The sequence below is a fragment of the Pseudomonas sp. KSR10 genome (genome assembly GCF_022355455.1).
Taxonomy (GTDB): Bacteria; Pseudomonadota; Gammaproteobacteria; order Pseudomonadales; family Pseudomonadaceae; genus Stutzerimonas; species Stutzerimonas stutzeri_E.
Window position 1 is genome coordinate 326,710 of sequence record NZ_JAKOEN010000011.1, and the last position, 20,296, is coordinate 347,005.

Annotated in this window: 23 protein-coding genes; 2 read left to right on the top strand and 21 right to left on the bottom strand. The window is 64.1% G+C overall.

Translation table 11 applies throughout. The annotated features are described in order from the left end of the window. Positions 1-70: 70 nt before the first annotated feature. Both MCB86_RS05350 and hemE read left to right on the top strand, forming a co-directional pair. The gene (locus MCB86_RS05350; protein WP_045160498.1) at positions 71-1,489 is read left to right on the top strand and encodes an FAD-dependent oxidoreductase; all 1,419 of its coding nucleotides are present in this window, start codon (positions 71-73) and stop codon (positions 1,487-1,489) included. Positions 1,490-1,697: 208 nt separating this feature from the next. Then, positions 1,698-2,762, top strand: a complete 1,065-nt coding sequence (gene hemE, locus MCB86_RS05355) for a uroporphyrinogen decarboxylase (protein ID WP_239610217.1) — start codon at positions 1,698-1,700, stop codon at positions 2,760-2,762. 41 nt (positions 2,763-2,803) lie between these two features. Here the strand turns inward: hemE and MCB86_RS05360 are convergent, their stop codons facing one another. The 21 genes from MCB86_RS05360 to MCB86_RS05460 all read right to left on the bottom strand — a co-directional run bounded on the left by MCB86_RS05360 (position 2,804) and on the right by MCB86_RS05460 (position 20,218). Next, a complete protein-coding gene (locus MCB86_RS05360; RefSeq protein ID WP_239610218.1) occupies positions 2,804-3,097 on the bottom strand; it encodes a hypothetical protein in 294 nt (97 codons plus the stop codon). Positions 3,098-3,229: 132 nt separating this feature from the next. Next, a complete protein-coding gene (locus MCB86_RS05365; protein ID WP_045160501.1) occupies positions 3,230-3,670 on the bottom strand; it encodes a hypothetical protein in 441 nt (146 codons plus the stop codon). Positions 3,671-3,700: 30 nt separating this feature from the next. Continuing rightward, on the bottom strand, positions 3,701-4,927 hold the full coding sequence (locus tag MCB86_RS05370) for a beta-ketoacyl-ACP synthase (RefSeq protein WP_045160502.1): 1,227 nt from the start codon (positions 4,925-4,927) through the stop codon (positions 3,701-3,703). Next, a complete protein-coding gene (gene fabG, locus MCB86_RS05375) occupies positions 4,927-5,655 on the bottom strand; it encodes a 3-oxoacyl-ACP reductase FabG (protein ID WP_045160503.1) in 729 nt (242 codons plus the stop codon). The genes MCB86_RS05370 and fabG overlap by 1 nt, the downstream gene beginning before the upstream one ends. Beyond that, positions 5,652-6,104, bottom strand: a complete 453-nt coding sequence (locus MCB86_RS05380; RefSeq protein WP_045160504.1) for a hotdog family protein — start codon at positions 6,102-6,104, stop codon at positions 5,652-5,654. The genes fabG and MCB86_RS05380 overlap by 4 nt, the downstream gene beginning before the upstream one ends. Continuing rightward, positions 6,101-7,288, bottom strand: a complete 1,188-nt coding sequence (locus MCB86_RS05385) for a beta-ketoacyl-[acyl-carrier-protein] synthase family protein (protein WP_045160505.1) — start codon at positions 7,286-7,288, stop codon at positions 6,101-6,103. The genes MCB86_RS05380 and MCB86_RS05385 overlap by 4 nt, the downstream gene beginning before the upstream one ends. Further along, the gene (locus tag MCB86_RS05390) at positions 7,285-7,806 is read right to left on the bottom strand and encodes a DUF3261 domain-containing protein (RefSeq protein ID WP_045160506.1); all 522 of its coding nucleotides are present in this window, start codon (positions 7,804-7,806) and stop codon (positions 7,285-7,287) included. The genes MCB86_RS05385 and MCB86_RS05390 overlap by 4 nt, the downstream gene beginning before the upstream one ends. A gap of 10 nt (positions 7,807-7,816) precedes the next feature. After that, positions 7,817-9,058, bottom strand: a complete 1,242-nt coding sequence (locus MCB86_RS05395; RefSeq protein WP_045160507.1) for an NAD(P)/FAD-dependent oxidoreductase — start codon at positions 9,056-9,058, stop codon at positions 7,817-7,819. Next, on the bottom strand, positions 9,055-9,225 hold the full coding sequence (locus tag MCB86_RS05400) for a hypothetical protein (protein ID WP_239610220.1): 171 nt from the start codon (positions 9,223-9,225) through the stop codon (positions 9,055-9,057). The genes MCB86_RS05395 and MCB86_RS05400 overlap by 4 nt, the downstream gene beginning before the upstream one ends. After that, positions 9,219-11,558 (bottom strand): hypothetical protein, encoded by a 2,340-nt coding sequence (locus MCB86_RS05405; protein WP_239610222.1) that lies wholly within the window; start codon positions 11,556-11,558, stop codon positions 9,219-9,221. Before MCB86_RS05405 ends, MCB86_RS05400 begins: the two co-directional genes overlap by 7 nt. Next, positions 11,542-12,117, bottom strand: a complete 576-nt coding sequence (locus tag MCB86_RS05410) for an outer membrane lipoprotein carrier protein LolA (protein ID WP_045160509.1) — start codon at positions 12,115-12,117, stop codon at positions 11,542-11,544. The genes MCB86_RS05405 and MCB86_RS05410 overlap by 17 nt, the downstream gene beginning before the upstream one ends. Positions 12,118-12,152: 35 nt before the next feature. Continuing rightward, the gene (locus MCB86_RS05415) at positions 12,153-12,578 is read right to left on the bottom strand and encodes an acyl-CoA thioesterase (protein ID WP_045160510.1); all 426 of its coding nucleotides are present in this window, start codon (positions 12,576-12,578) and stop codon (positions 12,153-12,155) included. Next, positions 12,571-14,109 carry an aromatic amino acid ammonia-lyase gene (locus tag MCB86_RS05420; RefSeq protein ID WP_239610224.1) on the bottom strand — a complete coding sequence of 513 codons (1,539 nt, stop codon included), beginning with the start codon at positions 14,107-14,109 and terminating at the stop codon, positions 12,571-12,573. Before MCB86_RS05420 ends, MCB86_RS05415 begins: the two co-directional genes overlap by 8 nt. Beyond that, positions 14,096-15,034: a glycosyl transferase gene (locus MCB86_RS05425; RefSeq protein WP_239610226.1), complete on the bottom strand. Its 939-nt coding sequence runs from the start codon at positions 15,032-15,034 to the stop codon at positions 14,096-14,098. The genes MCB86_RS05420 and MCB86_RS05425 overlap by 14 nt, the downstream gene beginning before the upstream one ends. Continuing rightward, on the bottom strand, positions 15,031-15,789 hold the full coding sequence (locus tag MCB86_RS05430) for a glycosyltransferase family 2 protein (protein WP_230623566.1): 759 nt from the start codon (positions 15,787-15,789) through the stop codon (positions 15,031-15,033). The genes MCB86_RS05425 and MCB86_RS05430 overlap by 4 nt, the downstream gene beginning before the upstream one ends. A 65-nt stretch (positions 15,790-15,854) precedes the next feature. Beyond that, positions 15,855-17,534: an acyl-CoA synthetase family protein gene (locus tag MCB86_RS05435; RefSeq protein ID WP_239610228.1), complete on the bottom strand. Its 1,680-nt coding sequence runs from the start codon at positions 17,532-17,534 to the stop codon at positions 15,855-15,857. Beyond that, a complete protein-coding gene (locus tag MCB86_RS05440) occupies positions 17,531-18,109 on the bottom strand; it encodes a membrane protein (RefSeq protein WP_045160514.1) in 579 nt (192 codons plus the stop codon). The genes MCB86_RS05435 and MCB86_RS05440 overlap by 4 nt, the downstream gene beginning before the upstream one ends. 89 nt (positions 18,110-18,198) lie before the next feature. Next, complete coding sequence (locus tag MCB86_RS05445; RefSeq protein ID WP_021207071.1) at positions 18,199-18,456, bottom strand: acyl carrier protein; 258 nt, start codon at positions 18,454-18,456, stop codon at positions 18,199-18,201. Between the two features lie 13 nt (positions 18,457-18,469). Next, positions 18,470-18,733, bottom strand: a complete 264-nt coding sequence (locus MCB86_RS05450) for a phosphopantetheine-binding protein (RefSeq protein WP_021207070.1) — start codon at positions 18,731-18,733, stop codon at positions 18,470-18,472. Next, positions 18,714-19,523, bottom strand: coding sequence for a lysophospholipid acyltransferase family protein (locus MCB86_RS05455; protein ID WP_045160515.1), 810 nt, complete (start codon positions 19,521-19,523; stop codon positions 18,714-18,716). The genes MCB86_RS05450 and MCB86_RS05455 overlap by 20 nt, the downstream gene beginning before the upstream one ends. Then, positions 19,499-20,218 (bottom strand): beta-ketoacyl synthase chain length factor, encoded by a 720-nt coding sequence (locus MCB86_RS05460; protein WP_239610276.1) that lies wholly within the window; start codon positions 20,216-20,218, stop codon positions 19,499-19,501. Before MCB86_RS05460 ends, MCB86_RS05455 begins: the two co-directional genes overlap by 25 nt. Positions 20,219-20,296 lie beyond the last annotated feature (78 nt).

The window sequence follows — 20,296 nt, forward strand, 5'->3', positions numbered from 1 at the left end:
CCCGCCCCGCTCCGTGATTGTCATGCAGCTAGCAGCCTTGGGCTTGCGGCTGCCGCTAAGAGGTTTTGAAATGACTGAACGTCTGAATAACGACTTCCAGTTCATCGAAGTCGGGCGCAAGGATCCGAAAAAGAAGCTGCTGCGCCAGCGTAAGAAGGAGTTCGTCGAAATCTACGAACCCTTCAAGCCGCAACAGGCCTGCGAGCAGGCCCATCGCTGCCTGGGTTGCGGCAACCCTTATTGCGAGTGGAAGTGCCCGGTTCACAACTACATTCCCAACTGGCTCAAGCTGGTCTCCGAGGGCAACATTCTCGCCGCCGCCGAACTGGCGCATCAGACCAATACCCTGCCGGAAGTCTGCGGGCGCGTCTGCCCGCAGGATCGTCTGTGCGAGGGTGCCTGTACGCTCAATGATGGTTTTGGCGCGGTCACCATCGGCTCGGTGGAGAAATACATTGCCGACACCGCGTTCGCCATGGGCTGGCGCCCTGACATGTCCAAGGTCAAGCCGACCGGCAAGAAGGTCGCGATCATCGGTGCCGGCCCGGCCGGTCTCGGTTGCGCCGACGTGCTGGTGCGCAGCGGGGTTACCCCGGTGGTCTTCGACAAGAATCCGGAAATCGGCGGCTTGCTGACCTTCGGTATTCCCGAGTTCAAGTTGGAGAAAAGCGTTCTCAGCCGTCGCCGTGAGATTTTCACCGGGATGGGTATCGAGTTCCGCCTGAACACCGAAGTCGGTAAGGACGTGACCATCGACCAGCTGCTGGCCGACTATGACGCGGTGTTCATGGGCATGGGCACCTATACCTACATGAAGGGCGGCTTCCCGGGCGAAGACCTGCCGGGCGTGCACGATGCGCTGGACTTCCTGATCGCCAACGTCAACCGCAACCTCGGCTTCGAGAAATCGCCGGAAGACTTCGTCGACATGAAGGGTAAGAAGGTCGTTGTGCTCGGCGGTGGCGACACGGCCATGGACTGCAACCGCACCTCGATTCGCCAGGGCGCCAAGAGCGTGACCTGTGCCTACCGGCGTGACGCAGCGAACATGCCGGGTTCGCGCAAGGAAGTGAAGAACGCCAAGGAAGAAGGCGTTAAGTTCCTCTTCAACCGCCAGCCCATTGCCATTGTCGGCGAGGGCAAGGTCGAAGGCGTCAAGGTGGTCGAGACCCGTCTCGGTGCGCCGGATGCGCGTGGCCGGCGCAGCCCCGAGCCGATCCCGGGCTCCGAGGAAGTGCTGCCGGCCGATGCGGTGGTCATCGCCTTCGGTTTCCGTCCGAGTCCGGCCGAGTGGTTCGAAGGCCAGAACATCCAGACCGACAATCAGGGGCGTGTCGTCGCGCCGGAAATGGGTCAATTCAAGCACCAGACCAGCAACCCGAAAATCTTCGCGGGTGGCGATATGGTGCGCGGCTCCGATCTGGTGGTGACCGCGATCTTCGAAGGCCGCCAGGCGGCAGAAGGTATTCTGGACTATCTGGACGTTTGATTTCGCCGGGTGGGTCGAGGCTCTGCAATCACCGAGCAGTCTTAAGGTGGATGGAGAAAGCGTCATCCACCCTACGACTGGCTTGCCAGCCCGGACGCCCGTCAAAGCCTGATCAGAATCAAGCCCATGGATGAAAGGCACGGCGCTCGCCGTGCCTTTTGTTTTCCGCTTTGCGACAATGCCGCCACTCTTTTGCTGGAACCCAGACATGACTGCCTTGAAGAACGATCGCTTCCTTCGCGCCCTGCTCAAGCAACCTGTCGACGTCACCCCGGTGTGGATGATGCGTCAGGCCGGACGCTACCTGCCGGAATACCGGGCCAGCCGCAGCAAGGCGGGCGACTTCATGAGCCTGTGCATGAACCCGGAGCTGGCCTGCGAAGTCACTTTGCAGCCGCTGGAGCGTTATCCGCTGGATGCCGCTATCCTGTTTTCCGACATCCTCACCGTGCCCGACGCCATGGGCTTGGGCCTGTATTTCGAGACCGGCGAAGGGCCGCGCTTCAAGAAGGTTGTCAGCAGTATGGCTGACATCGAGGCGCTACCGATACCAGACCCGGAAAAGGACCTGGGCTACGTGATGAATGCGGTGCGTACCATTCGCCGTGAGCTGAACGGCCGCGTGCCGCTGATTGGCTTCTCTGGCAGCCCCTGGACCCTGGCGACCTACATGGTCGAAGGCGGCTCCTCGAAAGATTTTCGCAAATCCAAGGCCATGCTTTACGAAAACCCGCAGGCCATGCATGCGCTGCTCGACAAGCTGGCGCAATCGGTGACCAGCTACCTCAACGGGCAGATCCTGGCCGGTGCCCAGGCGGTGCAGATCTTCGATTCCTGGGGTGGCAGCCTGTCGGCGGCGGCGTACCAGGAATTTTCCCTGGCCTATATGCAGAAGATCGTCGATGGGCTGATTCGTGAGCACGACGGCCGCCGTGTGCCGGTGATCCTCTTCACCAAGGGTGGCGGGCTCTGGCTCGAGTCGATGGCCGAGAGCGGCGCCGAGGCCCTGGGCCTCGATTGGACATGCGACATCGGTGCCGCGCGTGCTCGTGTTGGTGACAAGGTCGCGCTGCAGGGCAACATGGACCCCAGCGTACTGTTCGCCAAGCCCGAGGCGATCCGTGCCGAGGTCGGGCGCATCCTCGCAAGCTTCGGTCATGGCGAAGGGCATGTGTTCAACCTGGGTCATGGCATCACCCCGGAAGTGGATCCCGCCCATGCCGGTGCCTTCATCGAATCGGTCCACGAGTTGTCGGCGCGGTATCACGGCTGATCTGTCGACCAAAAAAGAGCCGCACTTGCGGCTCTTTTCGTTTAGGGCTGCTGATAGTGACCGGGCGTGGTACCGGGTTCGTGTTCATGAACCAGTTTGGTCACGCGAATATCGGTGATGCCGATCACCTCGGCCTGCTCCAGCACCTTGGCCTCATCGGCGCCCGCTTCGGGCATCACCAGGCTGTTCTCGGCATCGCCATTATGCAGCTCGATCAGGTGCCGGGCGGCGCTGCCCTGTGACATGCGCTCATCATCCGACTCGATGATCTGCACGCGCGGATCGTTCTGAAAGATGTAGTTGATTTCGAACTTGTGCGATGACTTGTCGAACATGGGCAGCTCCTTCAAGGGTGGAAAGGTCTGCTCTGTTGACTCGCGGGTCCAGTTATTCGTTCGGCAAAAGGCGACGGAGGGGACCTCGGTGGGCGATTGGGGGCGCCCGGCGTAACCGAGCGCCCCGGTGCGTTACTTGATCTTCGCCAGGTCGCCCTTGAGCGCGACGCCTGCCATGATCGCGCCGGCGTGGCATTCGTAGTTCTGGCTGTCTTTGTACTCGACGTGCTTGTAGTTGCTGGCGATGTCCACCACGGCGTTGGCGCCGGCAGCCTTGGCCGCCTGCTGCATGCCAATCAGCGCCGATTGCAGGGCCCAGCTGCACGCACCTTCGTCAGTCTTGTTGAAGGCATTGGTCTTCTTGCTGGTGGTCACGCCGCTGCGAATGATCTGCGCGCCCTTGGGGGTCTTGCCTGCGAGGTAGAACTTCACGCTGCCGTCCAGCTTGCCGGATGCGGTGGCTTCGGCCACCACCTGATCGAATGGCAGGTAATGGGTGGTGTCGCGGGCCTGGCTGATTCCTGGCAAAGCACAGAGCACCAGTGCAACGCCAATCCATGTGTTTTTCTTCATTGCATTCTCCTTGCGGTGTTTTGGGGGGATTCAGGCCCAGCGGCGGAATATCAACGAGGTGTTTATGCCGCCAAAGGCGAAATTGTTGTTCATGACGAATTCATGTTGCATCGAACGTGGCGCCCCGACGAGGTAATCCAGCTCGCCGCAGCGCGGATCGATGCTATCCAGATTGAGCGTATGGATATAGCGGTCGCGGTTCATCATTTCGATGCTGAACCAGGACTCCAGCGCGCCACAGGCGCCCAGAGTGTGGCCGAAGAAACTCTTTTGCGAGCTGATCGGCATGGCTGAACCAAACAAGGCTTGCGTGGCCAGGGTCTCGGCGATGTCGCCCTGTTCGGTGGCGGTGCCGTGGCCGTTGACGTAGCCAATGGCTTCGGGCTGCAAGCGGGCATCTTCCAGGGCGAGCTCCATGGCGCGGCGCATGGTCAGCTGTTCGGGCTTGGTCGCGTGCTGGCCGTCGGCATTACTGCCGAACCCCACCAGTTCGGCGTGGATGGTGGCACCGCGGGCGAGCGCGTGTTCGAGCTCTTCGAGCACCAACATGCCGGCGCCCTCACCAATCACCAGGCCGTCGCGGTCGGCGTCATAGGGGCGCGGTGTGGTATGCGGTGCATCATTCTTCAGGCTGGTCGCATAGAGTGCGTCGAATACCATGGCCTCGGTGGCACACAGCTCTTCGGCGCCACCGGCGAGCATCATCGGCAATCGGCCGAACTTGATCGCCTCGTAGGCATAGCCGATACCCTGGCTGCCACTGGTACAGGCGCTGGAGGTGGGGATCACCCGACCGGTAAGCCCGAAGAAGATGCTGATATTCGCCGCTGTGGTGTGCGGCATCATGCGGATGTAGGAGTTGGCGTTCAGTCCGTCGGCCACGGAGTTGAGTAGCATATTGCCGAAGGCTTTGATCTCTTCTGTGCTGCCGGTGGACGAGCCACATGCGACGCCCATGCGACCGTCGCGGATCGATGCATCATCGAGCAGGCCCGCATGTTCGAGTGCCTGCTCGGCGGCCTTTACCGACAGCCGAGAGACTCGACCCATGCTGCGCAGCTGTTTGCGCGTCCAGTGGCTGGGCACGACGAAATCATCCACTGGCCCGGCCAGGCGGGTGTTGAGTTCGGTGAAGCGATCCCATTCGTGCATGTAGCGGATGCCGCTGCGGTTGCCGCTGAAGTTTGTCTCGATGGACGCCCAGTCGCTGCCCAGTGATGTAATACCAGCCATGCCGGTGACGACGACGCGTTTCATCAGCACAGCCCGCCGTTGACCGCCAGAACCTGACGGGTGATGTAGCTGGCTTCTTCCGACATGAGGAAATTCACCGCGCCGGCGACTTCTTCGGGCGTGCCCATGCGTTGAGCGGGAATCATCTTGAGCATTTCCTCGATAGGCAGATCGTCGTTGAGCATATCCGTATCGATCAGTCCCGGTGCGACGCAGTTGACGGTGATACGTCGTTTACCGAGCTCGACGGCGAGCGCCTTGGCGGCGCCGATCACGCCGGCCTTGGAGGCGCTGTAGTTGACCTGGCCGCGATTGCCGATTAGCCCCGACACTGAGGTGATGCAGACGATTCGCCCCGGTTGGCGACGACGAATCATCGGCATCGTCAGCGGCTGCAGAACATTGTAGAAGCCATCCAGGTTGGTGCGCATGACCAGATCCCAGTCGTCCTCGGTCAGCGCCGGAAACGCGCCGTCGCGAGTGAGACCGGCGTTGCAGACCACGCCGTAATAGGCACCGTGCGCTTCGATATCGGCTTCCAGCTGCGTGCGGCATTGAGCGCGATCGGCGATATCGAACTGCAGGATGCGCGCCTGGCGACCCATATCCTGGATCTCTGCCTGGACGGCCTCTGCCTCGTCCCGTCGAGTGCGGCAATGCAGAACGATATCGTGACCGCTACGGGCCAGGCGCAAGGCGATGGCGCGGCCAATGCCTCGGCTGGAGCCGGTGATGAGGATACTGTTACTCATGGGCTGGGCTCTTGAAGGTAGCTCGCCACTTCAGGCGGGCGAAAAACGTTGAGACGCGCCTCGGCATGGATGCCGGGCCCGTCGAGATGGCATTCGAACACGCCCATGCCGTTGTCGTCCTGCAGCGAGCGCAGCGCGCGAATGCGCAGCGCAGTGCCAACAGGAAATCGCTCGACATCGCATTGAAAGCGGCGGGTGCCGAGCAGAAAGCCCAGCTCCACCGGCAGCCCGGCCTGACGTGCCTGGCAGCCGGCGAACGCGGCGACCGTCTGCGCCATGATTTCGATGCCCACCCAGGCGGGCAGGCTACCGTCGGGCAGGTTGTACAGTCCGCCGGGCCTCACCTTCAAATGAGCATCGATGCTGTCCGCGTCGAATGCCTCGACCGCATCGAGCAGGATCATGTCTCCCGCATGGGGTATCAATTCGGCTACTGGCCAATCGATCATGGCGCGTCTCCCAGGATCAAGCTGATGTTATTGCCGCCGAAGGCGAAGGAGTTGCTCATCATGCGACGTGGGCCTGCCGCCGCCATCGTCGTGCCGGCAGCGATCAGATCCAGGCGTGGCAGGTCGGCATCTCGCTGGCCGTCCCAGCGATGCGGTGGCAGCCGTTGGGCAGCGTTGTGCTCGGACAGGGTCAGCCAGCAGAACGCGGCTTCCAGCGCACCGGCGGCGCCCAGAGTGTGTCCGGTCAGCGGCTTGCTCGACGAACAGGCCACGCCAGCCGGAAACACCGCGGCGACTGCCAGGCTTTCCATGGCGTCGTTGTGCCAGGTGGCGGTGCCGTGAAGGTTCAGATAGCTGATTTGCTCCGCTTGGGTTGCCGTCGATGAGAGCGCCTTGCGCATCGCTTCGATGGCGCCCAGGCCCTGCGGGTCAGGGGCAGAAATATGGTGTGCATCGGAACTGGCACCACCGCCGAGCAGGGCGATCGGCGCCGGGTCGCGGGTCATCAGGAAGAGCGCGGCGGCCTCGCCGATATTGATACCGTCGCGGTTGATCGAAAACGGATTGCAGATGCGCTCGCTGGTCGCTTCCAGGGCGCTGAAACCCTGTAGCGTCAGATCGCAAAGACTATCAACGCCGCCACAGATCACCGCATCGCAAATGCCCATATCCAATAGCCGCTTGGCACTGAGCAACGCTCGAGCGCTCGAAGTGCAGGCGGTGGAGATCGAATAACTCGGACCGCTCAGCTGCAGCCGCTCGCTGAGAAAGCTGGCGGGAGCACAAAGCTCCTGATGACCGTAGTGATAGCTGGCCGGTAGCTGCCCGTGACGCACCAGGCCGGTGATGCCCTGAGTGGCTTCCTGAATGCCGGTGGTGCTGGTACCCATTACCACGCCGATGCGGGATGGGCCGAAGCGGGCAACGGCCTCATGCAGCTCGGCTTCGATCTGCTCGACCGCCGCGAGTAGCAGCTGATTGTTGCGCGTGGTGTGACGCAGCGGAGTGTCGGTGAGAGTGGGCAGTTCGCCAGTGACCGCGCCGACCGGCAGCTGGCGGCCGACGACCGCTTGCGCATAGGGCTGCATGCCCGAACCGTCACCGTCCAGCAGGCGCCGGGCTACCTCAGCCTTGCCGCGACCCAGCGCGCAGACCAACCCCAGGGCATTCAGGTAGGCAGTCATTGCTGGCGGGCTCCGGCAGGCGCGATGGGGGCGACACCATAGGACAGCCTCGGCCCGACGTCGAGTTCGAAACGGCCCTTCTTCAAATACCGAACCTGCCAGGCGGCCCCGTCGGCTGTGAGTGATCGCCCGTCCGACTGCTGAGTCCAGCGTGTATCGGCGTAGAGCTCATCCATCTGCTCGGCTGGGCTCAGCGCGAACAGCAATGCCGCGAAGAGCTCGCGTGCTTCGGGGTTAGGTGGCAGCAGGCCGTCCGCCTGCCAGTGACCATCGCGCAGCAGCTGGCGCGCCAGCGGAACGCCCAGCGGATCGAGCAGTGACCAGCGCACGGCGGTGCCTTCCCGCTGGATGACCAACAGCCAGTCGCGTGTCTCGTCCGCACTCCGGCGCTGGATATGCAACTGCATCGGCAACGTTAGCTGCGCCGTATGTGTCGGCAATGGCAGATGCTGGGCGCAGGCGCCGAGCATCAGCAGCAACGCGAGCCAGGCCAGGTGCGGTGTATGTCTTGCGATCATGCCGGACAACTCACGCCGGCACCGAGGGGCCGCACAGCTCGGCCAGCACCCGCAAGCGGCGTTTGGGTTCAGCGACATAGGGGTTAGCGGTGTCCCAGGCGTAGCCGGCGAGGATCGAGCTGATCATCCTGCGAATCTCCGGCTGGGCGTGTTCGTAATAGATTACGTTCTGGAAACTACTGTCGTACCAGCCCTCGACATAGGTTCGGAAGGTGTCCACGCCTCGCTTGAGCGGTGCGGCGAATTCGGTTTCCCAATCCACCGCTTCGCCCGTCAATTGGCGATGCAGAACGGCGGCCGCCATGCTCGCCGAGCGCATCGCGATGGTGACACCGGAAGAGAACACTGGGTCGAGGAATTCCGCCGCATTGCCCAGCAGGGCGAAGCCCGGACCGTGCAGTGCCTTGACGTTCGCCGAATAGCCGCCGATCAGCCGTGCCGGGGTGTCCCACTCGGCGTGCTGGAGGATGCGCTTGAGGTTGGGCGCCTCCAGCACGAATTCTCTGAGGCATGCGTCCAGATCCAACGGACGCCCTTCGTAGCGTTCGGCGCTGGCGACGACACCCAGGGAACAGCGGCCGTTACTGAATGGGATAGTCCAGAACCAAACGTCACGCAGCTCGGGATGGGTGGTAATGAGGATTTTTTCCCGATCGAACCGCGGATCGTCGATATTGTCCTGGATGTGGGTGAACACGGCACGACGCAGCGGAAAGCTCGACGGTGCCTCCAGCTCGAGCAGACGCGGCAGCACGCGACCGTAGCCGCTGGCGTCGAGAACGAAGTCCGCTTCGATGGCATATTCGCTGCCGTCCAGCCGACGCACCTGCAGACGCGGGCGCGAGCCATCGAAGTCGGCGGTGGTGATTTCCTCCTCGTAGCGGATCTCTACACCCTGCGATTCAGCCTGGTCGGCCAGCAGCTTGTCGAAATCGGCGCGTTGAACCTGATAGGTGCTGCCGTGGCCTTCGGTGAATTTGTCACGGAAGTCGAATTCGGTGTAGCGCTCGCCCCAGCCGAAGGCCGCGCCGTGCTTGGTCTGAAAGCCGGCGGCCTGTACCGCTTCGAGCATGCCGGCTTCCTCGATGAAATCCAGGCAATGCGACAGCAGGCTTTCGCCGATGGAAAAGCGCGGAAACCGCTGCCGCTCGATGATCAAGACGTCATGGCCCTTGCGCTTGAGCAGGGCGGCGGCGATAGCGCCGGAAGGCCCCGCGCCGATGATGACGACGCTACGGTGTTCTGAGTTCACTTAGACCTTCCTTGTTCGACGCGATGGAATGGATGGCTAGCAGGCGTGCCCGGCGGCCAGGACGGAATATCTGTTGCCAATAAGTCGGGGTGGCGCTCAGCCCGCTGAGGCGTCGACGCAACAATTCGTGAAAGCTGCGCCAGCGCTAGTTGTTGTTCGATCAACATCTGGCCTCCGTGTCCGGCTCGGCGGCCCAGGGCGCTAAAGCGAAGGCGAACACCAGGCCGAGCCCCACCGCCAGACCGAAGTTACTTACCGCGGGGGTGCTCGACAGGGCCAGCAGGCCGAACGACAGCCAGGTGGTTACCGCCGCCAGCAGGGTACCGACCAGACTCACCGCGGCGCCGCCGATTCGCTCGCGCATGAGGATGGCGTAGTCCACGCCGATCGCGGTGACCAGCAACAAGCCGAACAGGCCGAACAGGGTCAACGGCTGACCCAGCCAGCCCAGGCACGCCAGGCTGCCGAGCGCCGCCAGCAGCGGCACGGCCAGACAGCGCAACGCACCGCGCCAGCCGAACGGCAGACACAGCAGGGCGAAAATGAGCACGGCGGCGCAGAGTTTGAGCAACGCAGCCTGGCGCTGGGTCTCGGCAAAAAGGCGGTTCAGCTCCGCTGGCCGGTCGACCAGGCTGACCCCGCCGATGCCTTCGGCCAGACCGTGCAGCGCCGAGCTGTCGCGAAGCCCTTGCAGGCTGACCAGGCCGGCGACCGAGCCGTCACTTCGGGTGCCCAGCCACAAGGGGCGCCAGGGTTCGGCAAGTGGCCCGGCCAATACATCCTCGAGACCGATCACGGGTTGCGCCAGCAGGTCGGCGAGTTCCTTTTCCAGGATGTCGGCGGTGACACCGAGTTTCAGCAGGGGTTGGCTGGCTTCCAGCAAACGCGGCAGCGCGAGATGCAGACTTTCCTGGACGGTCGTCGAGGCGACCAACTGGCTCAGCGCGAGATAGCCGTGCAGTTTCTGCTCCGCCACCAGGTCATCGAGCCGCGCGGCGAGTTCGTCCTGGCGCTCCAGCAACTCATCGGGCGTTGCCGCGCGCACCAGAAAATACTGGCTGGTCGGCTCGAACCCCGTGATCGCGCCGATACGTTCGGCCTGCTGCTGCAGCGCGGGCGCGCGGCTGACCCACTGGCGCAGGTCATCCTTGAAGGACAGCTGGCTGATGCCGCCAATGCAGAACAGCACGAAGCCGGCCAGCAGCCAGGTCGAGGGAACCCGGCGCAGCAATGCCCTGCGCAGCGTCAATCCACGCTGAGCCCAGCCCAGCGGAGCGGCCCAGGGGCGCAGCGGCGCGTTCAGCAGCGAGGGCAACAGGCAGGTCGCACAGGCGAAGGCGCCGAGCAGGCCCGCCGCGGAAAACACCGCCACCTGGCTCAGCGCCGGGAACGGGGTGAAGCCCATGGCCAGGTAACCGATGACATTGGTCGCCAGCGCCAGCGCCAGGCCAGGGAGCGTCAAGCGCAGAGCCCGATAGGCGTGCCATGGCCGCAGGGTCCAGCTCTTGGAGAGGTAGTGCAGCGGAAAATCGATGCTGACCCCGACCAGACTGGCGCCGAGTACCAGCGTCAACACATGGATCTGACCGAACAATGCAATGCATGCGGCAGCACCGCTCAGTGCGCCGACCACCACGGGCAATGCCACCAGCAGGACACGCGGCGTACGGAACAGCAAATGCAGCACCGCCAGTGTGGCGACGAGCGAAACGCTGCCGATCAGGCTGGCTTCCTCACGTGCCTGGCGCTGGCCATACGCGGCATGCAGCATGCCGCCAGCGGCGAGCAGTTCGCCTTGTTCGGTCTCTACCCGATGGTGTGCAGCGCGAATCTGATCGTCCACCAGCAGAGGCAACTGATCGTCAAAGGCATCACCGTGGGTCTGCGCGTGAATCACCGCCCAGCGCTGGCCATGATGTTCGGCCACCAGTAGGCCATCGAGACGTGGATGGATATGGCCCGGTTGCGGCAGTTGTCGCTGCGCCAGATCGGCGAAACCGAACCAGTCCTGCTCGACCGGCACCAGGCTGGTACTTTCGAATGGGCTGTAAAGGCGTTGCAGCCGCCCTTGAACGAAGTCCTCGGGCGAGGCGATGAAGGCTTCTCGACTTGCCCGATCGAGCAGTGCCAAGCGCTGATCGAGCAACTGCTGACGCACCGCCGGCAGGTCGGCTTGCACCGAGCGGCGAACCTGGGCGAACAGGCCGCTGCCTCGGAGGTTGTCGGCGACTTCATCGGCCAGCGCGAAGGCCGTCGCTTCATCCGCATGATGAATCAGCACCATCAAATCGCGGTTCAATGGTTGCTGTACCCGTTGCTCGGCCAGTTGCTCCAGTTCGCCGGGTGCGCTGCTGGGCAGCAGTTTCAGCAGGTTGGCCGTGACCGGCGGGCCGCCGCGCCATTGCCATGCGGTCAGCGCCACCAGCCCGAGCAGTGCGATGAAGAACAGCCAGGAAAGCCAGGCCGGGAGCCTGAGCGCTTTGTCAGTCGGCGAAATCATGTTGCTCGCTGGGGCTCAACTGTTCGTCGACCTGGCTGTCGGTCAGCAACAGCAGGGTGCTGTCGCCCTGGGTTTCGAGCAGCTCGATGCGTTCGGCCGTCGGGCCGCCTTGAATGAGAATGCGGGCGAAAATCTGCCCTAGCAGTTTCGATCGAGGGGTTAGTGACAGCGCCCAGTTGTCCGCGGTGCCGCTGAGCTCCAGCTCGAAGTCGCGTTGCAGGGCCTCTGTGTCACCTCGCAGCACGGCGAGGAACAGATCGTTCTGACGCGCGGCGGCGCCCTGTTGATGGGTCGAGTGCCAGCCGCTGGCGTCGCGTCGGGCAACCCCCGAAGCGCTGATGCGGTAGTCCTGCTGCAGCGGTTCGCGCAAGAACCAGAGCAGGCCGTGGTCACGCGCCAGAACAAAGGCACCGGTACTGACGAGCGGCTGGGGCAGCGCGCGCAGGTATTTCTCCTGGGTGAAGTTGCCGCGAATGACTTCGGGCTCACTCAATTGGCGGCTGAGTTGCGTCAGATCGAAGGTGTCGGCGCGCGCGACCGCCGCCAGCAGCAGGCTCATGGTTAAGAGACTCGCAAGGCGCCTGGACAGTCGGATCACGATAGGGCTCGCTCCACGGCGTCGACGAAGACGATAGGCGACGCCAGCAGCATCTCGCGACTGGCGATCTCCACCGCGACCTGCACGGTGCTGCCGCGGGTCATGCGCTCACCGGTCTCGGCATCGCTGATCAGGTAATTGATCTTCAGCCGGTTCTCCCATTCCACCAGATCGGCACGAACGACGATGCGCTGGTTGAAGCGGGCGCCACGTATGTAGCGCAGTTGGACATCGATGATCGGCCAGGCATAACCGGCGTCGCGCATCTGTGTGTAGTTATGTCCGATCCGCTCCAGCAGGGCGCAGCGTGCGACTTCGAAGTACTTGATGTAATGGCCATGCCAGACCACGTCCATCGAGTCGACGTCGAAGAAGGGCACCAGAACCTCGACCTCTGCTTGCAGCACGCCGCCCTTACGCATAGAGCCCCCAGTGTTGCGCACGGATGCGTTGCAGGCACAGGCGCAGCTCGCCTTCCATCGCGCGGTCCTCGATCAGTGGCGGGAAATCCTCGCCCAACGCGGCGTGCATGGCCTGCAGCGGCGCGGGCAAGGGGCGTGTGCCCTGACTCCGTTGGCGCAGCCAGACACCTTGGTTGGCGGCGATCAGCGTGGCGGCGGCGACCTGCTCGGTCAGTTCCAGGCTGCGCAGCGCATCGCGCGCGGCGATGGTGCCCATGCTCACCTTGTCCTGGTTATGGCACTCGGTGGAGCGCGAGAAGACGCTGGCTGGCATGCTGTTCTTCAGCGCCTCGGCGGCCCAGGCGCTGGTGCCGATCTGCACCGCCTTGAAACCATGATTGATCATCGCCGTGGCGGCGGGCGCGCCGGAGAGGTTGCTCGGCAGGCCGTGGTTGTAGCGACTGTCGACCAGCAAGGCAAGCTGGCGATCGAGCAGATCGGCGACGTTCGCCACCAGATTCTTCAGGCTGTCCATGGCGAAGGCGATATGGCCGCCGTAGAAATGCCCGCCGTGCAGCACGCGCTCGTTGTCCGCGTCGATGATCGGGTTGTCGTTGGCGCTGTTCAGTTCGGTTTCGATGAACTGCCGCAGCAGGCCCAGGCTGTCGGCTAGAACACCCAGCACGTGCGGTGCGCAGCGCAGCGAGTAACGGTCCTGCAGGCGATGCAGCGGTGCGGTCGGCGCCTCGATGGCGAGGTCCTGGCGAATCCAGGCGGCCACCTGCGTCTGCCCGGGGTGCGGCTTGGCGGCGAACAATCGTTCATCGAAATGCTCGGGATTACCTTCCAGCGCGACGACATTGAGCGCTGTGATGCGGGTGGCCAGTTTCAACAGGTAGTCGGCACGGGCATAGGCGAGGCAGGCCAGGCCGGTCATCACTGCAGTGCCGTTCATCAGCGCGAGGGCTTCCTTCGGGCGCAGGGTCAGCGGTGTCCAACCAAGGTGACGATGCACCTCGGCGGCGCTGCGGCGTTCGCCGCCAAACATCACGTCGCGCTCGCCGGCCAGCGCCGCGGCGACGTACGACAGCGGCGTCAGATCGCCGCTGGCGCCCACCGAGCCTTCCTCCGGGATCAGCGGCAGGACGTCGAATTCGAGGAAGGCCTGCAGGCGATCGAGCAGCTCGATGCGCACCCCGGACATCCCGTGGGTCAGCGAACGCAGGCGCGCGGCCAGCACTGCGCGGGTGGCTTCGGCGTCGAGCAGCTTGCCGAGGCCGCAGCCATGAAAGGTGAACAGGTGCTGCGGCAGCGCTTCGACCTGATGCAGCGGTACCGCCACCACGCAGGAATCGCCGTAGCCGGTGGTCACGCCGTAGATCACACCTTCGCGATCGAGCAGGGTGTCGAGAAATTGCGCGCCGCGCGCGATGCGCTCACGGAAGGCCTTATCGGGCTGCAGCCGCGCCGGCGCGCGGCTCTGGGCCACAGCCAGCAGGTCTTCGATGCGCAGGTGGTTTTCGCCAAAGATCACGGGCTCAGCGTTGGTCATGGGTGTTCCAGAAAGGGTAGAAATTGAACCATTGCAAGGGGGCCTCCACGCAGCGTGCCGCCAAGCGGTCGGCATAGCGCTGTACCCACTGCTGCACCACTGCATCGCGCTCGCCGCGGCGCCATTGAATGCGTGCGGCGAAAGTCTCCAGGTGGACATGGAACTGCTCGCCGTGTTTCAGGCAGAACAGCAGGTTGGCCGGGCATTGCAGTAGGCCGGCCAGCAACCAGGGGCCCTGAGGGAAATGGGCCGGCTGGCCAAGAAAATCGGCAGTCGCGATGCGTGTGCCGTGCAGCGGCACGCGATCACCGGCGATCGCCAGCCATTCACCGGCATCCAGCCGCCGTGACAGTTCCATCATGATCGCCGGGTCCAGCTCGCTGACCTGGATCAGCCGCAGGTGGCTGGCGCCCGACTGGTCCAGTAACCGGTTGAAGCGCTCGGCATGGCGTGTATGCACCAGCACGTTCATCTTCACCTTGCGGCCCATCTCGGCCAGCGCCCGGCAGATTTCCAGATTGCCCAGATGCGAGCCGACCAGCAGCTGGCCGCGCGGTGCGTCGAGTTCGGCATGCAGGTTCATCGGGTCGTGCAGAACCAGCCGGTCGAGACCGAGCCGGCCGCCCCAGACGTCGAGCTTGTCCAGCAAGGCGTCGGCGAACGTGACGAACTGGCCGAAGACGCTGCGCCAACTGGGTGTCAGATCGCGGCGACCGCTCCACTCGCTGAGGTGACGTTGATAGGTCCAGGCGCTCTGCCGGGCGCTGCGGCCGAACAGATAGAAATACAGCACGATCAGGTACAGCAGCGGCGCCATGACACGTCGGCCGAGCAGGCGCACGGCCGCCGCGGTGAGCTTCATCAAGGCGAAGCTGCCGCGTTCGCGATGTGCCGCCCAGTGGGTGCCCACGGCTTTCTCGCTCACCCGCGCCACCGACGCCGGAGCAGGGCCGGCGCACGCAGAAGCATGCCGCCGAACAGCCGCGCATGCATGGAGGAGATCAGCAGGTTGTCGCGCCACAGGCGGAAGTGCGATATGCCATCGGCCGGATAATGCACGCGCGTCGGCAGCCAGACCATCGGTTGCTCACGCCAGTGCAGGCGCACCAGGATTTCCGTATCGAAATCCATGCGCTGGCCCAGCGTCGTCGAGTCGAGCAGGGCCAGGGTTGGCTGCAGCGGGTAGACACGAAAGCCGCACATGGAGTCGCGAATCGACAGCGACAGGGTGTTGATCCAGACCCATACATGGGTCAGATAGCGCCCGTAGAGCCGACTTTTCGGCACGCTCGAATCGTACTCGGGGTAGCCGCAGACCAGCGCATCCGGGGCCTGGCTGGCGCGATCGAGAAACAGCGCCACGCCTTCCAGGTCGTGCTGACCGTCGGCATCGACCTGCAGGGCGTGGCTGAAGCCTAGGCGATACGCTTCACGCAACCCGGAGGCCACCGCCGCGCCCTTGCCCTGGTTTTCGTCGTGCCGCAGCAGATGCACCGACGGATGCTGCGCCAGCTCGTCGATGACCTGTGCCGCGGCGGGGCGGGAGGCATCGTCGACGAGCACGCAGTGCAAATCTTCGGCGAGCAGCGCGCGAACCACTGACGGCAGGCTGCGCTCGTGGTTGTAGACCGGTACCACCGCGCAGGGCTTGAACCAGTCGTCGTCGACGGCCAGCGACAGCTGTTGATGGACGCCTGGCTGCGTGGGCGAGGCGTCAGTGGCGGGGGGGATCGGGGTGAGGGTGGTCACGGGTGTTCTCCCAGCAGAATGCGGCCGGACGAGCAGGGCGCATCGCCGTTGCGGTAAGCGAAGTGCAACTTGCTGCGCTCGCGGTCGAAACGCAGGGTCAGCTGCAGCTGATCGCCCGGGCGGGCGAGTTGCTGGAACTTGAGGACTTCCATGCCCTGAAAGCGCGGCGGCAGGTCGTCGATCAGCTCGCGGGCTAGGTCAATGGCCCAGTCTATCTGCACGACTCCAGGTAGCACCGGCGTCTGCGGGAAATGGCCGGTGAAATGCGCCAGGTCCAGCGGTACGCCCAGCTCGACGTGCCACTGATCATCGTGCCTGGACACGCCGAGGCGCTCGGGCTGCAGCGGGCGGGGCGCCTGCAGCAGCGTTTCAAGTTGCGCCTGCGGCAGCTTACCTTGGGCGTTGTAGGGCAGCTGTCGCACCAGTCGCCAGCGGCGCGGCAACGCCAGCGTCTCGCAGTGACTCGCCAGGTGGTTGCGCAGGGCCTCGGTCAGGGCGCGGCGGCCGCCGTTGCGCAGCGCATGCAGCCCGGCCTCGCTGAGGGCGACCAGCGCCGCGAGGTACGCGCGGTTGTCGACGACCACGCCGAGGCGCGCTTCACTGACGAAGGGGTGTGTGGCCAGGGCCGCTTCCAGCATCGGCAGGGAGACGCGTTTCTCTTCCAGCTTGACGATGCGGTCCAGCCGGCCGAGCAGTTCGAAGCGCCCATCGGACTCGATACGCGCCGCGTCAGCCGTCTGCTCGACATGGCCTGGCGGCAGACAGGGTGAGGCGATGCGCAGCGCGCCTTGTTCGTCCAGACTCAGCTGCACGGCGGGGAATGGCTGCCACAGGCTGCCTCCCTGTCGCCAGGCGATGCCGCCGGTCTCCGAGCTGCCGTAGATTTCCGTCGGTGCTTGACCGAGGCGCTGCTCCAAACGCTGCGCGGCCTGCGCGTCGAGTGGTCCGCCGGAGGAGAAAACCCTTCGCACGCTGCGCAGGGCTGGCCAGTCGAGGTTGTCGCCCATCCGCTTGAGCAGCGCCGGGCTGGCCACCCAACAGAAGCTCGCGTGCTGACGGCTGGCCAGTTGGATGTCTTCGGAGAAGGGCCGCGCACGGCGCAGAAAGGGGCGGCCGGCGCACAGCGGCCAGAGCACTCGGAACAACAGGCCGTAGATGTGCTGGGCGGCGACACTGGCAATCATGCAGGCATCGCCAAGATCGGCCCCCCAGCAGGCTTCGAGTACCTCCACTTCGTTCGCCAACTGACGCAGGCGCTTGTCGATCAGTTTCGGTTCGCCGCTGGAGCCCGAGGTGCAGAGCAGCAATCGACATTGATCCAGGTCCAGCTTCGCCCCTTCGAGCGGCTCGGCCATGAGGTCGGCGATCCGCGCGTCGCCGTCCTGATCCGTCAACCAGAGATCGGCCTGATGGGCCAGCCGCGCGCGGCTCGCGGGCTGCATATCGGCCGGGAGTAATACCGTCACGCCGGCTCGCCAGGCGCCCAGCAGGGCAATGGCCAGCTCGCCCGCATCCTCCAGATGAATCGCAAGGCGGGCGACACCGCGGTTACGCAGCCCAGCGGCCAGGCGCAGCGCTTGCTGTCGCAGCCCGGCATGGTCCAAGCCGGGGTCCAGTGTGACCGGGCGTGACTTGGGCGTTTGATCGAGCAGATGTTCGAGGGAAATCCAGTTCATTTAGCATTCCTGATGCGCTGGCGTACCAGCCACTCACCGGTGAAGAGCAGTCCCATCAGCAGATAGGCGATCAATCCGGTGTACAGCGTCCACCAGCTCAGCGGCGCCCAGAGCGCTAGACCGCTGGCGATGCTGGCGTTGACGACGAAATATCCCACCCAGACCCAGGTCACCCGCCGCGTGTAGCGCACCGCCGCAGGGGGAAGCTCCGGCTCGCTCAGCCGTGCGAAACGCTCGATGATCGGCATGCCGGAGCAGAGGCTGCCGGCAAACAGGCCGAGCAGCGCTAGGCTGATCAGCACCGGGTACCAGCGCAGCAGCGCAGGCTCGCCGGCTAATCCGAGCAAGAGGCAGAACAGCAGGGCTGCGGTTGCCAGTGTGCGGTTCAGAGGCGTTTGCTTGCCGCTGAACATCCGTGCCAGCCACAGCGCGCCGAGCAGCAGGGCGAACAGTCGCGGCGACAGATGCTCAAGACCCAGGTACACGGCGAACGGATAGGCGAGGCCAGCCAGCAACAGGCCGAGCGCAATCAGCCGGCTGGCGTTCGCCTTGCCTGTTCGTACGGGTGCTTGCATCCTGTGCTATCCGTTTGCGCGTTGGGCAGAATCGGAGCCGTTGCCCGGCCGCATGGGCGGGTGACGGCTGGCTTCCTTGACCGTGCGGCTCAAGCCGTTTGTGGATTTACCAGGCGATATACCGCCTCGACGACATCACCCACGGTGCGTACCGACTTGAATTCTTCTGCGGCGATCTTCTTGCCGGTCTGACGCTTGATGTGGTCGATCAAGTCGACGGCATCGATGCTATCGATTTCCAGGTCCTGATACAGGTTGGCCTCGAGGCTGATGCGCTCGGGGTCGAGTTCGAAGAGTTCGACCAGCGCATCGCGCAGGGTCTGGAAGATCTCGTTGCGACTGTTCACGTTGGGCTCCTCCTCAGGCTACGGCGCGGTTGGCGCTGACGTAGGCGGCCAGGCTGTCGACACTGGCGAAATGCTTGCGGGTGTCCTTGGCGTCGGCGTCGATCTTGATGCCGAAGCGCTTTTGAATCGCCAGACCCAGTTCCAGCGCGTCGACCGAGTCCAGCCCGAGCCCTTCGCCGAAGAGCGGCTGATCGGCCGCGATGTCATTCGGGCCGAGGTCTTCCAGACCCAGGGCGTCGATGATCAGTTGCTTGATTTCAAGCTGCAGTTGGCTCATCGAGTGCGAGCTCCTTTATGAAGTGTCGGTGCAGATGGTCGTTGAGTCGCCGCGAGGCGATGGGCGCCGCTCCCTGTGCGGCGAAGGCCTGTGGGTCGATATCCTCACCGACGCGCAGGTGGAAGTGAAAACGTCTTGCCGGAATGCGATACCAGGGCTCGGCCTTGGTCAGGGTCGTTGGCGTCACGCTGATGACCACGGGTGTCACCAGGCGCGCGCCACGCAGGGCGATGGATGCCGCGCCGCGATGGAACTGCGGTGCCTGCCCAGGCGTGGTGCGAGTGCCTTCGGGAAAGATAATCAGCGTCTGGCCCTGTTGCAGTGCTTCGGCGGCTTCATCGAGCATCTCGGCGCTGCCGTTGTTGCTGATGTATCGCGAGGCACGGATCGGCCCGCGAGTGAAGGGGTTGTCCCAGAGGCTCTGCTTGACTACGCAATTGGCGTCGCGGATCAGCGCGATCAGCACCACCACGTCGATCAGCGACGGATGGTTGGCGATCACCAACTGTCCAGGGCGGCCGAGGCGCTCGGCGCCTTCGACTTCGTAGGTCAGCACGCCGCTGCGATACATGAACTGGACGAATAGCCAGAACAGCCGGCTCACGGTCTGACGTGCCCGACGGCGGCGCGTGGCGTGATCGCCAGGCAGCAGGCCAAGCAAGGGAAAGACGAGTAGCCGCAGACAGAGCCCGCCGAGACCGAACAGGGCGAACGATAATCCGGTCGCGATCAGACGCCATAGCCATGGCGCGCTGGGACGCTTGTTCAATGAGTCTGCTGCCAGTTCCATTGGCGTCTCTTCCATTGATGTTTGAAGGTGGCTTGGCCGTTGAGCAGTGCGCAGACCAGCTCGATTGCGTGCGGTCGCGGTCGCGGAGTGGCGTCGTCACCGGCGGCTTCGAGGCTCAATTGCCAAGAGCGGCCCGGCTTGAGCAACAGCGCCACGGCATAGGGAAAACTGACGTCGCTGATCCAGGGTCGATAGACGGCGGGAGTTTGGTCTTCGGCAACTACCACCAGCACGGCCGGCGCGCCTTCGCCGAGCAGCATGGACGCCTCGAGCACTGCATGTTCCAGGCCGTCGCCTTCGGCGGCGAGCGCGGTCATCTCGCTGGTGTCTTGCTGCTGAATCGACCAGAGGCCGATGACCGCGTTGTGCACCGACAGGCTGAATTGAGTGGGAGAAAGGGGTTCGCCACCTGCCAGATCATTGAGGATGGCAAAAGTGCGAGCGGTTTCTCCGTGGCGCGAGGCATACACCATGGGCATCGGCGGCTGCCCGGCCGCCAGCGGTGCAGCCACGGCGAACACCATGCGTGCCAATCGGCTGAGCCGTCGACGTTGCATGGCGGGCAGGAAGCTGACGTCCGGCTGTGCGTCGCTGCTTTCGAGGTCGTATGAATCCCGAGCCCAAATCGCCCAGTCATCAGCGAGTGCCAGACCTGGAGCCCAGGCCTGCCATTGATCGATATCGAATTGAATCACGCGTGAACTCACCGGCTCGTCCTCGAGCCTTGTTATTGGCGTGTCGACGTCCCTGTAAAGCGACTATCGGTAAATGTC

Bases quoted from the DNA above. Each gene is read 5' to 3' on its own strand.
- MCB86_RS05350 (WP_045160498.1), top strand. From the start codon at position 71: ATGACTGAACGTCTGAATAACGACTTCCAGTTCATCGAAGTCGGGCGC.
- hemE (WP_239610217.1), top strand. From the start codon at position 1,698: ATGACTGCCTTGAAGAACGATCGCTTCCTTCGCGCCCTGCTCAAGCAA.
- MCB86_RS05360 (WP_239610218.1), bottom strand. From the start codon at position 3,097: ATGTTCGACAAGTCATCGCACAAGTTCGAAATCAACTACATCTTTCAG.
- MCB86_RS05365 (WP_045160501.1), bottom strand. From the start codon at position 3,670: ATGAAGAAAAACACATGGATTGGCGTTGCACTGGTGCTCTGTGCTTTG.
- MCB86_RS05370 (WP_045160502.1), bottom strand. From the start codon at position 4,927: ATGAAACGCGTCGTCGTCACCGGCATGGCTGGTATTACATCACTGGGC.
- fabG (WP_045160503.1), bottom strand. From the start codon at position 5,655: ATGAGTAACAGTATCCTCATCACCGGCTCCAGCCGAGGCATTGGCCGC.
- MCB86_RS05380 (WP_045160504.1), bottom strand. From the start codon at position 6,104: ATGATCGATTGGCCAGTAGCCGAATTGATACCCCATGCGGGAGACATG.
- MCB86_RS05385 (WP_045160505.1), bottom strand. From the start codon at position 7,288: ATGACTGCCTACCTGAATGCCCTGGGGTTGGTCTGCGCGCTGGGTCGC.
- MCB86_RS05390 (WP_045160506.1), bottom strand. From the start codon at position 7,806: ATGATCGCAAGACATACACCGCACCTGGCCTGGCTCGCGTTGCTGCTG.
- MCB86_RS05400 (WP_239610220.1), bottom strand. From the start codon at position 9,225: ATGTTGATCGAACAACAACTAGCGCTGGCGCAGCTTTCACGAATTGTT.
- MCB86_RS05405 (WP_239610222.1), bottom strand. From the start codon at position 11,558: ATGATTTCGCCGACTGACAAAGCGCTCAGGCTCCCGGCCTGGCTTTCC.
- MCB86_RS05410 (WP_045160509.1), bottom strand. From the start codon at position 12,117: ATGAGCCTGCTGCTGGCGGCGGTCGCGCGCGCCGACACCTTCGATCTG.
- MCB86_RS05415 (WP_045160510.1), bottom strand. From the start codon at position 12,578: ATGCGTAAGGGCGGCGTGCTGCAAGCAGAGGTCGAGGTTCTGGTGCCC.
- MCB86_RS05420 (WP_239610224.1), bottom strand. From the start codon at position 14,109: ATGACCAACGCTGAGCCCGTGATCTTTGGCGAAAACCACCTGCGCATC.
- MCB86_RS05435 (WP_239610228.1), bottom strand. From the start codon at position 17,534: ATGAACTGGATTTCCCTCGAACATCTGCTCGATCAAACGCCCAAGTCA.
- MCB86_RS05440 (WP_045160514.1), bottom strand. From the start codon at position 18,109: ATGCAAGCACCCGTACGAACAGGCAAGGCGAACGCCAGCCGGCTGATT.
- MCB86_RS05450 (WP_021207070.1), bottom strand. From the start codon at position 18,733: ATGAGCCAACTGCAGCTTGAAATCAAGCAACTGATCATCGACGCCCTG.
- MCB86_RS05455 (WP_045160515.1), bottom strand. From the start codon at position 19,523: ATGGAACTGGCAGCAGACTCATTGAACAAGCGTCCCAGCGCGCCATGG.